The organism is Butyricimonas synergistica DSM 23225, from assembly GCF_000379665.1.
GTDB lineage: Bacteria > Bacteroidota > Bacteroidia > Bacteroidales > Marinifilaceae > Butyricimonas > Butyricimonas synergistica.
Window position 1 is genome coordinate 1,256,328 of the sequence record NZ_KB903359.1, and the last position, 13,953, is coordinate 1,270,280.

General features: G+C 46.3%; 11 protein-coding genes. All 11 read right to left on the reverse strand.

The annotated features are described in order from the left end of the window. Positions 1-147: 147 nt before the first annotated feature. Positions 148-1,299, reverse strand: coding sequence for a non-hydrolyzing UDP-N-acetylglucosamine 2-epimerase (gene wecB, locus A3CY_RS0105550; protein WP_040371478.1), 1,152 nt, complete (start codon positions 1,297-1,299; stop codon positions 148-150). 2 nt (positions 1,300-1,301) lie between these two features. After that, a complete protein-coding gene (wecC, locus tag A3CY_RS0105555; RefSeq protein WP_026207340.1) occupies positions 1,302-2,507 on the reverse strand; it encodes a UDP-N-acetyl-D-mannosamine dehydrogenase in 1,206 nt (401 codons plus the stop codon). 16 nt (positions 2,508-2,523) lie between these two features. Further along, positions 2,524-3,921 carry an MraY family glycosyltransferase gene (locus A3CY_RS20320; protein WP_018336916.1) on the reverse strand — a complete coding sequence of 466 codons (1,398 nt, stop codon included), beginning with the start codon at positions 3,919-3,921 and terminating at the stop codon, positions 2,524-2,526. Between the two features lie 10 nt (positions 3,922-3,931). Next, complete coding sequence (locus tag A3CY_RS0105565) at positions 3,932-4,690, reverse strand: hypothetical protein (RefSeq protein WP_018336917.1); 759 nt, start codon at positions 4,688-4,690, stop codon at positions 3,932-3,934. A gap of 9 nt (positions 4,691-4,699) precedes the next feature. Beyond that, positions 4,700-5,221, reverse strand: a complete 522-nt coding sequence (locus A3CY_RS0105570; protein ID WP_018336918.1) for a UpxY family transcription antiterminator — start codon at positions 5,219-5,221, stop codon at positions 4,700-4,702. A gap of 468 nt (positions 5,222-5,689) precedes the next feature. Then, positions 5,690-7,873, reverse strand: coding sequence for a patatin-like phospholipase family protein (locus tag A3CY_RS0105575; protein ID WP_018336919.1), 2,184 nt, complete (start codon positions 7,871-7,873; stop codon positions 5,690-5,692). Beyond that, positions 7,870-9,576 carry an alpha/beta hydrolase family protein gene (locus A3CY_RS0105580; protein ID WP_018336920.1) on the reverse strand — a complete coding sequence of 569 codons (1,707 nt, stop codon included), beginning with the start codon at positions 9,574-9,576 and terminating at the stop codon, positions 7,870-7,872. Before A3CY_RS0105580 ends, A3CY_RS0105575 begins: the two co-directional genes overlap by 4 nt. A gap of 89 nt (positions 9,577-9,665) precedes the next feature. After that, entirely contained in the window at positions 9,666-10,295 is a 630-nt protein-coding gene (locus A3CY_RS0105585) for a hypothetical protein (protein WP_155828190.1), read from the reverse strand. A 10-nt stretch (positions 10,296-10,305) separates the two neighbouring features. Beyond that, positions 10,306-11,103, reverse strand: a complete 798-nt coding sequence (locus tag A3CY_RS0105590; protein WP_026207342.1) for a metallophosphoesterase family protein — start codon at positions 11,101-11,103, stop codon at positions 10,306-10,308. 284 nt (positions 11,104-11,387) lie between these two features. After that, complete coding sequence (gene ybaK / locus A3CY_RS0105595; protein ID WP_018336923.1) at positions 11,388-11,879, reverse strand: Cys-tRNA(Pro) deacylase; 492 nt, start codon at positions 11,877-11,879, stop codon at positions 11,388-11,390. A gap of 234 nt (positions 11,880-12,113) precedes the next feature. After that, positions 12,114-13,763, reverse strand: coding sequence for a metallopeptidase TldD-related protein (locus A3CY_RS0105600; RefSeq protein WP_026207343.1), 1,650 nt, complete (start codon positions 13,761-13,763; stop codon positions 12,114-12,116). Between the last annotated feature and the right edge of the window lie 190 nt (positions 13,764-13,953).

Consider the following 13,953-nt stretch of genomic DNA (forward strand, 5'->3'; position numbering starts at 1 on the left):
AATTGGAAAAATAAACAATTACTCTTTCATATTTTACACCCTTCACAGAAAATTATGATCCCTCATACATCATGCTGTTCCTGAAAGAATCCTCCACTTAGCTTATTTTCTCACACCATTTCCAACAGCATCAAACTCGCTATAAAACTATCCCAACCATTCAACAATTCTCCCGCACGCCTTCCCATCCCCGTAAGGATTTACCGCTTTGCTCATCTTCTCGTAATACTCCTCGTCCTCCAGCAAGGTCGAAACCTCTCCCACGATCTTCCCGAAATCCGTGCCCACGAGTTTCACCGTCCCGGCTTCCAAGGCTTCCGGGCGTTCTGTCGTATCACGCATCACGAGTACGGGTTTGCCCAAACCGGGTGCCTCCTCTTGAATACCTCCACTATCCGTCAATACAATCGTGGACTTCTCCATCAGATACACGAATGACAGGTACTCCAACGGCTCGATGAAAAACATATTGGAAGCGACATCTTCCCCGAATACCTCCCGGATAGGCTTCCGCACGTTCGGGTTCAAGTGCATCGGGTACACGAAATCCACTCCCGGATACTTTTCCTTCAACGTTTTTATAGCCAAACATATATGGATAAATCCTTGCCCGAAATTTTCTCTCCGGTGTCCCGTGATAAGCACTAATTTCCGACCATCACCTTTCAAACGCTCCACGTCATACCCCGCTTTTCGTAACTCTTCACGCAAAGAAAGATCTAAACGCCCGTCATGCTTCATCTTATCCACCACCATGTACAAAGCATCAATCACCGTATTTCCGGTCACGGCAATTGCCTTCGGGTGAATCCCCTCTGCCAATAAATTCTGCCGACTTAAAGCCGTGGGGGCAAAATGGTAAGTTGCCACGCGTCCCGTGATTTGCCTGTTCATCTCCTCCGGCCAAGGGCTATAAATATTATGAGTTCGCAATCCCGCTTCCACGTGTCCCACGGGTATTTGCTGGTAGAAACTTGCCAAAGCCGCCGCCGTTGATGTCGTCGTGTCCCCGTGGACAAGCACCACATCCGGCTGCACCTCTTTCAACACATCCCGCATACCCGTCAATACCCGTGCCGTCACGTCATACAGGTCCTGTCCCTGTTTCATGATATTCAAGTCATAATCGGGTTCGATTTCAAAAATATGCAATACCTGGTCCAACATCTCCCGATGCTGCCCCGTCACGCACACGACCGTCTGGAACTCCTCCGGGTGCCGTTGAAATTCTTTCACCAAAGGAGCCATTTTTATCGCCTCGGGACGTGTCCCGAAAACTAACATCACCCTTTTTCTCATCGTTACTTCTTGTATATCCCGCAAAAATCAAGTATTACTTTTCCGTCCGTCCAAGGCAATTCCTTGAATACATCGTGAGCGACAAGCATCACCACGATATCCGCACGATCGTATGCTTCCCGGTACCCAGTCAATTTGAATATTTTATGCTCGCTGACGTTCGGCTCCACGACCAAGATATCCGCATTATTGCATCCCTGCATCACTTTCGTCGTGATATATTTTGCCGGGGATTCCCGCAAATCATCGATATTCGGCTTGAATGCCAATCCCATCATGGCAACCACGGGCTTACGATGGTGCTTCAATTCAAATTTCAACATTTCATTCTGAACCTTCTCCGCGCACCAGAATGCCTTGTAATTATTAATTTCCCGGGCATCGGCAATAATCTTCGACTCCATCGGGAATTCCGCCGTGATAAAATAAGGATCCACGGCTATGCAATGCCCCCCGACACCACATCCCGGTTGCAGGATGTTCACCCGCGGATGTTTGTTTGCCAAATTTATCAACTCCCACACGTTGATCCCCGCCTTGTCGCATATCAGGGAAAGCTCGTTAGCAAAAGCGATTTGTACATCCCGGGATGAATTTTCCGTCAATTTACACATCTCGGCTGTGCGAGCGTTGGTTCTATGCAACGTACCTTGCACGAACTGAGCGTAAAACTCGATAGCTTTCTCGGTCGAAGCCTCATTCACCCCTCCGATCACCCGGTCGTTGTGCACTAACTCGTGAATGACATTCCCGGGCAACACCCGCTCCGGACAATAAGCGATATAGATTTTATCCCGTAATTCCGGGCGTTCCGTGTAAATCAAATTCATCATTTTTTCGGTAGTGCCAACCGGAGAAGTCGATTCGATCACGTACAAATCGCCCTCTTTCAGCAGTGGCAACACGGCTCGGGTAGCAGCCTCCACGTAAGAAATATCCGGTTCATGATTGCCTTTAAATGGAGTGGGAACTACCATAAAATAAGCGGCACTTTCTTCCGGGACAAGCGATGCCTTCAACATCCCGTTTGCAACGACTTCCCCGAGCATCTCTTCCATCCCCGGTTCTATGATATGAAGTTTTCCTTGATTGGTCAATTCGACCACTTTGGGATTTATATCAACTCCCGTTATCTGCACACCATGTTTTGCCGCAATAATCGCTGTAGGCAGACCGATATAGCCTAACCCCATAAAACAAGCTTTCATTTTCAAAATATATTTATTAGTTTTGCATTAATCTCATCAAATAACTTTCCACCGCCAATGGCAACTGGGAATCAAACCATCGAATCGTGGTCTTCCCGTCATAAATGCCGAATTCGGATTCTCCCTCCTTTTCCAAAACAATAAGCCCCTCCTCCACGAAATCAAAGAGAATGGAATCCACCCGCAATCTTTCCGCCCCGGATTTTTCTTTTATCTCATCGATCGTAACCACCTTACCCGCTTTCTTCTCCAAGAAGAATTTCACCTTCAACGCGTCCCGTTCCTTGCAATTGCGACACCCCGCTTCAACAAGCTGCTGCTCCAAACGAGCCGCTTCATCCAGCTTTTTCTTGATCCTGGCACTCAACCACAAGTGAAAAAGCGTCCACAGGACGACATCCAACACGATAAGCACGTTGATATTTATATACAGACACAACGCGATATTCAGCATAATAAACACCGAAGCCAAACCCAAAATCGTGAACATAGCCACCCGGTGAGAGTAACCTAACGCGAGGAATTTATGATGGATATGATTCTTATCCGGCAAGAATAACGGTTTTCCCGCACGGTAACGATGAAGTACCACCCGAACAACATCCAAACAAGGTACCAATAGTACCGAAAAAGCCACCACGATAAACGGGTAAGCCAACTCGGTCTCCTCATTTTGAAGCAGGCAAGCGAACTTTACCGCCAACACACTCAAGATCAAACCAATCACCAAAGCCCCCGTGTCACCCATAAATATCTTGTACCTCTTTTGGGCAATCCCGAACACATTATAATAAAAGAAGGGAATTAACGCCCCTAACGTGGTAAAAGCCAACAACGCGCTTGTCTCTTGCCCCTCGTGAAGGAACAAAGCCCCCAAAAACAGCAACGCTACACCACTCAGCCCGGAAGCCAAACCGTCGATCCCGTCTATCAGATTCACGGCGTTAATAACAAACACGATTAAAAAGACCGTCAAAGGAACACCCAACCAGGCGGGAATTTCCCACACGCCGCAAATACCATACAAATTGTTCACCCACGTACCGGAGAGAGTGATCAACCCGGCTGCAATGATCTGGAACACGAATTTAAATCGCCAACTGACTCCCACGACATCGTCCGCAATTCCTATCAAGTACAACAAGATACATGCGCACATCACCATAATAAAACTGGCAGTCATAAAATATTCCATCACATTCGCATCAAACCGGGAAAAAATGGAAACCGTAACCCCTATCGCGAAAAAGATTGCCGGAAAAAACGCCACTCCTCCCAAACGGGAAGAAACACAAGTATGCACTTTTCTGGCATTAGGCTGATCTATCAAATGCTTCCGGATAGATATAAGCAATATCTTAGGTATAAGATACGCCGTTGCCAACAAACTAATAAAAAAAGAAGAAAAAAACATACAACCAAAATTATTCTTTCACAACATAATGTTCGTTACGCGCCACAAACTCCCTCGTTGCCAGAATATTAAAAACCTCCGCCACCAAACTGAAATCAGCATCTTTGCCCGTTTGCCGGAAACGTTCAATTTTTTCTTCCTCCTGTCGTGCCACACTTACCCGTAAACGAGCCCGATCCTCGTTCAGGCGTTCTAGTTCCTCTGTCGGCAATTCCATTACCCCGACAACATCACCATACAGGCAGAAAGCATCCCACCACGATAATAAAACCTCTTGGTCGCCCCCACGGATATATCCCAAAGCCTCCGTGACCAACCTCCCCGCCAATTCCCCGCACATCTTGTCATTCGCGAAATAGTAGCAATTGCATAGCAACCGGCAAATATTCGGTGTCCGACAAGGCAACACGATTTTGTCACTCCCCCTGGCTGTAAGAATACGGTACGCCGCATCCAACCCATTGTTCAAGTAACTCAAGTCTGAATATAACTGGTAAACATCCATCATGTCCGCCGCGTAACCCGCCCGGGAATCGACGGGTAAATCCTCGTTCGCCAATTGCTCCGAATATAGCCGGGCAATTTCCTTCGCCCGCTCGTGGACATCATACGGGTTACCGAAATCACTCTCCAACCACGGGTACACCCGTACCATGGAATACACGGTCAAATAACCGTGCAATAAACCAGACAACATTTCCGGGGGATACGACCGGATGTCGAGATTGTACAATTGCTTGTACAATTCGTGAAATAAACCTTTATCCATTATTTTGTTTTACACTATTCTTTCCAGGAAAGAGCCCGGAATATAGGAAGTGGCTATCGATGCCACGCCGTCTAAACGAATCACCACTCGTTTGTGCCCCTTCAGACGCACCAATTCTCCTTCCAAGCCTTGCAGGGGTCCCTTCATAACCCGTACCCGATCGCCTCGTTTAAGGTTTTTATTCAATACCTCTATGCCATTAGGCGAGAAATCCAGCAAAAACATGAAATCCTGCATTTGTTTATCGGGAACAACTAAAGAATGGCGTCCTTCTATATCTTTCAAATAAATAATATTCAATGAATAGTCGTTAATCAAAGAAAAACTCGTTGCCTTATCCGTACGGATAAAAATCATCCCATGAATCAAAAGTACTCGAATCGTTTTGCGACCAAGAGGTGTTTCCCGTACTTGCTCTTCCTGCGGCAGAAAATTTTCGATCCCCAATTCATCCAGTTTTTTTTGGATCAATAATTCCTGATTCACCCGCGTGTAAGCGACATACCAGTTTAATTTCTTCTCCTCAATCATGTAATTGCCGATTCTCCCTGTTTATTAACGATTCTACCGCCACTTAGGCAATACACCATCATGACCCGTCCGAATACGCTTCGCGCACTAACCCTACTACCGGTCCCGATTTATTGCCATGTGTTCCACGCACTTCACTTAAACAGTGACATAATAATGCACGAAAACTGTTTCGATAAACGATAATTTTCGACAAAAACAATCGTTTATTGCGCTGCAAATATACATCATTTTTGTTTATCGCAAATTTTATGAGCATTAATTTTTATTTCTCGAAATTCACGGCAATCCCATAGTAATCCCAAAGTAAAACTACCTCATGACCGCTACAAAGCACTTACACCGCATTTACAGCACAATTAGCCAGCGGCGCTGTAAGCACGTTAAAACTTATTTGCAAGCAAGTACAGGTAGTATTACTTTGGGATTACCCCGAATTGAAGACAGGTTTACCCTAATCAAATTGCCCTAGAAATAAAATCCCAGGTTAAAATAACATTCAAGTTTTTTGCTCCAATCTGAAAGGCTGAACATCAAATCAATTGGTCCAAAAATAGAATCTCGGGAATAACCGACGCCTCCGCCCCAGATGCCTTTCCGTCCAAAAAGATCAAAGAAATTGCCATCTTGCAAAGCGTAATTCCCGACAAAAGAAAGATAATGCTTTCTTCCCGCTCGCTGACGGAACTCAACCCGCCCGACAAGCAGGGAATTATCGAAGACCTCCACGTGATTGATTCCTAGAAACGGCAATTGCTGTGTCGCATAACGCCCGAAAACCGCTCCGCCCATACAGTTCAGATAAGAATATGCCGCATTGTTCCCGATCAGCACGCGACCGTACACCGCGGGCAATAACTTCAAGCGATCGGAAATAGAAACTACCGGGGCAAAGTTCACCGCCAACGCCGAGAAAGGAGCTCCCCCTTTGTAGGTTCCCAAGTCATCCGTATAAATCGAACAGGAAGCCTGGAAAGCAACACCCCGATTCGGGTAAAAACGACGATCGTAGGTATCCAGTTGAGCCTGCCCGTAATAACTGAAACAACCTTCCGGACGCACGTCGATGATCTCCTCCGCGTTCGAGAAAAGCAGGGAATTGTAATCGAAATACTCGTAACGCAGACCTACCTGAAACTTAAAATTACGGAAATAAAGGCTCGACAACCCGAATTCTCCCATGTGGTAACGATACGTCACGTTGTTCGCCTTCTTTCCCTGGTAATAATAATTCACATCATTATAGCGAAACATGTACGCCAGGTTGAAACGCCGCAGGAAAGTATTTTCCAGCGAATACTCCACCTTAGCGTAAGGATTTTTGCTCAATCGCCCCGTCAGGTCAAGCCGTGAACCCCTCAACGCCCGATTGTTCAAAGTCGTGTTCAGAAGGATTGCCGCCATCTCTTCCGAGTCAAAGCGAAATCCGATATTTACCGCGCTCATTGGTTGTGCCCGCAATTCCAGTTCCAACTCGTAGGGAGGTTCGCCCAACAGGCGGTAGCTCACGGCTGCAAAAGCCTTTGTCCCGTACAACATGGCTATCTCCCGATGAATATCGTCGAGCGTTACCACGCTATTCTCCCGCATCCGCATCTTCCGGCGAACCCATCCTTCTTCCTTAGCGGTAAGTCCCTCGATGCGTATCTCCCGGATCGCGAACTCCCCCGGTAAGTCCACAGACGACGGTACGGCAACCTTCTCCTGCTGACCGCCGATCAAGGCTTTCACACGCATGATCTCCCCCCAATCCCGCAAAGCTGCCACTTTTCCCCTTGCCAATAAAGAATCTATCGACCGGGCACTAAAACTAGCCGCCGAATATCCTTTCACGTTCGGGCGTATCACCAGATCGGCAAGTTTCACGTTCTCCTCGTGCTTGTTCATACAGAGCAAATTGATAATCTGCGGTATCACGCCGGAAACGGATTCCAGCTTATCTTCCGCCATCAAATCCGCCTGCACATCCACCCCGATCACGATCTCCGCACCCAGGGCACGTGCCACGTCTGTCGGAAAATTATTCAGCACGCCCCCGTCTACCAGCACCCGATCGCCCACGATCACCGGGGTAAACGCACCCGGTATTGCCATACTCGCCCGCATTGCCCGTACCAGGTTCCCCTCCTTCATCACGACCTCCTGCCGGTTGAGCACGTCTGCCGCCACGCAGGCAAAGGGGATAGGCAATTTCAGAAAATCCAACGAATCGTGATACCCGATGGTAAGATCCGTGAAAAGATTGTACACGTTCTGCCCCCGGATAAATCCCGTGGGACGGCGCCTTCCCCGCTCGAAAGGGAAAGATAACACGTATTTCGCGTCAAACTCCTTCTCCCCGAAGGGCAGGTCATTACGGTTTACCTTATCACTCAAAAGAAACATCCAGTCCTGCGCCCGCACGAGGCTATCCAGTTGGTCGGCAGTATAACCGATGGCATACAGTCCCCCGACGATAGAGCCCATACTAGTTCCCACGATCACGTCCACGGGGATTCCCGCTTTTTCCAACACCTGCAACACCCCGATATGCGCCACTCCTTTCGCTCCTCCGCCACTCAATACCAATCCAACCTTCTTGCGTTGAGCCGACGTGTCGATCGCCAACGCGAGAAAGCACAAGAAGATTATGGAGTAACGGTATCCTTTCATTTCTTTATCTTCAGATTTTCAATCCAATCCCCGATTTCTTTCAACGCAACGGGAGAAAACGTCTGGGATATACTTCCATACAAGGCAGGATTTCCGGATTCACATTCCTGAAACAAGTGATTCAATCCCGGCAACACTTTGATTGTCACGTTCCGGTTCTTCGCGGCTACCAATCCCCGCCTGATTCCATTCAAATTTATTTCTGGCAAAACCTGTAAATCCTTATCACCATTCAATGCCAACACGGGACATTTTACCTTCTTCAATGCCAGTACCGGATCGTAACGCATAAAAAAATACATCCACGGGTTTAGTAATTGGTCAACCCTTGCACGGATAATATCTTCTGACTTTATTCCCCCTATGGCTCCCGGGGGTGCCACTTCCAGTAAATTCCGAAAATAAGTCGACACGGAATCTCTCACCTCATCCACGGACGAGGAAGCAAGTATTATATCGTATATACCTCGATGCCAACGTTCTATCTCTTGAACCACGGTATCCGCAATCCCCGTTTCCCGATTAATCGCCGTTTGCTGTGTCAACAAAACTTGATCCCCTCGGATACCCGTTCCCGCCAACAAGACAATGAATTTCACGTCTTTCGATTCACTCGCTACCAAAGGGGCTATCATTCCCCCTTCACTATGTCCAATCAATCCGATTTCGCGGAATTTCCGTTTTTCCTTCAAGTAACGCACGGCAGATGCCGCATCTCGGGCGAAATCCAAGGAAGTGGCTTTATCAAATACACCTGTCGATTTTCCCACACCCCGATCATCAAAACGCAAAACACCTATTCCCCGACGTGCCAAATAATCAGCAATAATCCAAAACGGCTTATGCCCCATCATCTCCTCATCCCTGTTCTGCGGACCGCTTCCCGTGATCATCACTGCCACCGGGAAATTATCTTTCCCTTCCGGTAAAGTCAAGGTACCTGCTAACATCACTGAATCGGCTTCATTTTCAAACACGACTTCCTCAATTCTATACGGGAAAGGAGCTTTCGGTTCCTGCGGACGATCTAATTTCACGATTTCATTCTGACGTTCCAGATTCAGCGTGTATTCCACACCGAACTGAGCCAATTTTCCCGTAATCCTTCCTTCACGATCTGCTTCACCCCGGTAAATAAAAGAAATTGCAGGAATTTCCATCACGATCTCATGACCATTCACACGAGTCACTCGTACCGGAGTCCCTTTTGCCCCCTGATCCGGGCTATCCATTGCCGCCGCGTACTCGTTCCCTATCCTGGAAACATGGAATACCACCCGCAATTTTACTCCCTGTATTTCCACCGTCCCCATCCATTGCCCATCGAAATCATATTCACCCGGAACAGGAATATACACGACCCGTTTCAATGCCATCGGGAACTCTTGTCCGCTTTGCCGGAAGATTCCCTCGACGCCACCTTGTTCATTCAGTCGACCTAAATATTCTGCTCTGATCTGAGGCATATGGAATATCAATTCCCCATTTTCATAACAAGTCGTTTCAATTGGAATATTCTTTGCCCCTTGATTCGGACTGTCAAACGTCGCCCAGTACTTTCCCCCGGAATGTATCACGTTAAAAACCAATTTCAAATCCGTTGCCGGGAGTTTTAAAGTCCCCGTCCACTGTCCCGCAATTTCTTGCGCCGAGACATTCGTGGCAATCCAAGAGAAAAGAAGCAAAACAAATATTCTCTTCATTTGTATTTAAATTAGTTACTTCACAAATATAACAATTGTTCACTTCTTCTCCGCTTACCGGCGATAATAAATAGCTAGAAATTTACACGTTAAAAAATATGAAATTTCAGCCCAAACGACAGGCTTAAAATATCCCCCATTTTCACGTATTTATTCGTGAACTTGGAGAGTAAATACAAATCGCACGTGCTCAACTCGTAATACGCCGTGATCCGGCGAAACGGGAAATGTTTTCCTGCATCGAAAGCGATACGTTGTCCCAGAAAAACGTGGAAACGGATGCGGGTGGAAAATTTATAATAACTACTCGGGTATTTTTCCGGTTCCTTTACCCAAAAATCATCTGCCAACACGGTATTCATGAACAATCCGGTTTCAAGCGGTTCCAGTACCCAATTCTTCCCGAGCGAAACCTCCCACGGCACGTAATTCTGTTTCACCGTAAACGTCACTTTCGTTTTATTGGACGAGAACTCCGGGACAAACCCGAACATGATCTCCGATTCCCATTGCCGTTGTTTACCGTAATCCCAACCGATTCCCGCCGAAAGCAGACCTATCGACCCGGCAAATTGCAGATTTTGATATTTCGGTATCAATTTATTCCAATTTGACTGGTAACGTTCCAATTTTCTTTTATGCCGTTCAGCACGACGCTCCTGCTGATCCTCTCTCTCGTCACCCATAACTCCCGTGCCTACAAAAAGCAACAGAGCCACAAATCCCGTTTTAATAATAGACCACTTCATACTCGTAACCCTCCGGTGTTAAGGTGAATAACAGATAGTTTTTATCTTTCATACAACTACAACCTATATAAGGAATTCCATCGTCGAAATGCTCCTCGTGGCGCAAACAGTGGCTATGCGCGTGCAAGCAGAACTCCATGCCGGGAAATGAACATAACATCGTGTGAAATACCCTTCCCACGTTATTATTAAACTCGACATCACCGGGTGGCACGTGCATCACCGGAATCGTTCGGGTAAGCCCGACGGTGTCCTGCAATTCCGAATAAACGAATGAAAAATCGGGCACCGGGTGGGAGTAATCAAACTCCAGAGCGTTTGTGTTCACGCAAAGGAAAAGATTCTTACCTGCACGGAACGAGAAATTCTCATCCCCGAACACGTCCAAGAATACATCCATCCCATTTCCTAATATATCGTGGTTACCCAACAACGTCACGTAAGGTATACGCAATTTACCCATAATATCCCGTACCCACAGGAATTCTTTGGTTAGTCCGAAATCCGAAACATCTCCCCCGTGAATCACGAAATCCACATCATTTCTCTTGTTCATATGCTTCACGAAAACTTCCGTTTCATCGTACCATCGTTGGCTATCTCCCATGAGTACAAACCGGATGGTATCCTTATCCTCACATTTTTCTTCGATCAACGGGATATTTTTCTCGTTAATGTGTAATTCTCCCGACAAACGCACGTCATAAGGGTGATACTCTATCAAATCACAACTAGCAAGAAATGCAATCATCCAAAATAATGCAACCTTTTTTCTCATATCTAACACGTTTTTCCCCGAATAATGCAAAAAGCAGACCAAATAAAACAAAACGGGAATAAAAAGAATTTTCAAAAAAACACTCCTTCAAAAGATACAAATGTCAAAAAAAATTCTATCTTTGCTTAGAAGCTCGTGCAGGCAGTTCTTTTCCATGTGATGTGTATTGCTTTTTCATAACTAGGGTGAATAAAATTCATGATATTTTAAGATAGCGCACGCGAGTCGTCCGCTGAAAGGAAGAACGCTATACGCGAGTAAAGGGGAATGTGTGAACATCCCCCTTATAAATTCTCGTTACTCAACGGACAAACTGTTGCCCCGACATATTTTATCAGATCTCCCGGATTCAAGCGAATCTGCAAGCCCCTCACTCCCGCACTGATAAATATATATTCAAATTGCAGGCACGAATCGTGAATAAACGTCGGAAAGACTTTTTTCATCCCGACAGGCGAACAACCGCCCCGGATATATCCCGTGACAGGAAGCAATTCTTTCATCGGGATCAGATCAGCTTTCTTGTTTCCCGACGCCTTTGCCGCCAACTTCAAATCGACTTCATGATTCCCAGGAATCACGCACACGAAATAACCATTCCGGTCACCGTGTAAGACAAGAGTCTTAAATACTTGCTCGATATTCTCCCCTAACTGCGCAGCCACGTGTGCCGCAGCCAAGTCGTGTTCATCCACCTCGTAAGGAATCAGTTCATAGGTAATTTTAGCCTTATCCAACAATCTTACCGCATTGGTTTTGTTTATTTTCTCTTTCATAATCCCTCGTTTTACCCGAACAAAAATACACAATAAGTTTGTAAATCCACTTTCGGAGAACGATAAACACCACACCATCCTTATCGCGGAAGATACTGAAAGTAATTTTCTTCTTCTCATGAAAAAAGCTAAAAACTAAAAGTTAAGTATATATTATAACTTCTAGTTTTTAGCTTTCAGAATTCAAGCTTACTTACAAGTAAACCTGCAACTTGCAACCCGCCAAAGGCGTTCTTACCTCTGCAACGGGAACTTCAGTACCGGTTCTTTCTCTTTCTTCGGTTCTGACTTGTTGATTTCCACGTCCTCGATTAAGATGGAAGCCGGATAAATCAACGAAGACAACACCTGACGGTTCAGAATATAATTAGAAACATTCTCTTTGCTGGAAATATCCAATACACGCTTGATTTTCGCCAGATTAATCGCAGACACATCCCCGAAACGTACTTGTGTTTCGCTACCGTCCTTCACGTCCACTTTGTATATCTTGGAAGCCGTTCCGGCAATACTACGCACGATATAGGCGTAATCCAACCCCTCGTCTTTGGCAGCCTTAATCAAGGCTTTCTTCATTTTATCCTGTTTCGTACCCTTATCCACTTCAATATGAATCGTTCCCGGAGCCGTAGCGTAAACGATGTCACTTCCGGTCATCACGAAGCGGGAACTTCCGGTGGAGTGAGGAGTTTTCAATGAAGGCACCCGTCCATTTAGCATTTGACGCAGAATACCCTTGTCTACCAGGGTCATTTCTTTCGCGGGAACTACACCCTCGGCATCGATCTCGTAAGCCCCCAACAAAGGTACTCCGTTATATTTATCCAAAGTACTGTAATTCTTTACCGTCAAACGATTGTCCATAATCTTTCTCCCGATACGTCCGTCCAAGGTTCTGGCTCCCGCACCTCTGCCGTTATCAGCCTTCCGGTAAGCAAACAAACCGCCTTGATTCAACAAGTTGTTCACGAAAATACTGGAACTGGCACCATCTTCAAAAAGCACCGGACCGGAATAGAACTCTTCCACCTCGGGAGCATCCTTCAACTTCATCAGATTCTCGGCAAAAGCCGTGACCCCCTTCTTCAAATCTTCCAGGGAAGGCATATCCTGCGGGCGAGCCACCAACACGGAATAAACATCCCCGATCTTCACGCCCTCGGCTGTATTCACGTATCCCTGGGCGTAAAAATTAACGTAAGAAACCGGTTGTTTCATGGTCACGCCCTCGCTGGTCTGCTTGTACACTTCCATATCCAACCCACTGATTCCCACCGATGAATTGTAAATATCCTTGTAATTTTTGAAGATCGCAGAAACCTCACGAATCACGCGCTCCCACTCTTCCATATTAATAGTATAAGGTTTCCCCTCCACAATCTTCGTGATCGGTTCAGCCTTCACCAGATCCGGCAAAGCAGCCTCTTCCGGGGTCTGCGGATTAGCCTTCAACGCGGCTTCCTTAGCAGCAGACTCCTGCAATGCCCACTTATAGGCTGCATCTGTCACCAACCAGAAATTCTGGCGAATCATATCGTAATCCGCCTCGGCAGGCATTCCCACTTTCAAAAATTGACCAACATAACGGGAATCGCTCGTGTGATCGTAATCTCCCAACAATAACTGAGAAGAAGCGATACCCCGCCAGGGTAATTCCAGCGAACTCGTGATAGCACCCAAAACTCCGGATACCTCGAATTGACGATACCTTCCCAAAGAAAAGGATAAATAAAACGGTTTATCCATCCCCGGCAACGCCAAGTTCTCCTTGTTCCTCTGTAACTCATCCTGCATAGCCTTAAAAATTACTTGATCCTGTTCGCTTTGCGCAACAACCGGACCGAGTAGCAGGAAAAACAATAGTAACGATAATATATATTTCATCTTATTGATATTAGATTTAATGATTCTATCTTAAAAAAACTCCCTCCCCCTTCGGGTACTCCCTCTATAAACAGAGGGAGAGTCAAGTTACCCTCTCGTCTTCGAGAAACATTTCCAACTCCTCCTCTGTTTATAGAAGAGGTGGCAGCGCAGCTGACGGAGGAGTTTCATTCACTCTAAACTTTTATCT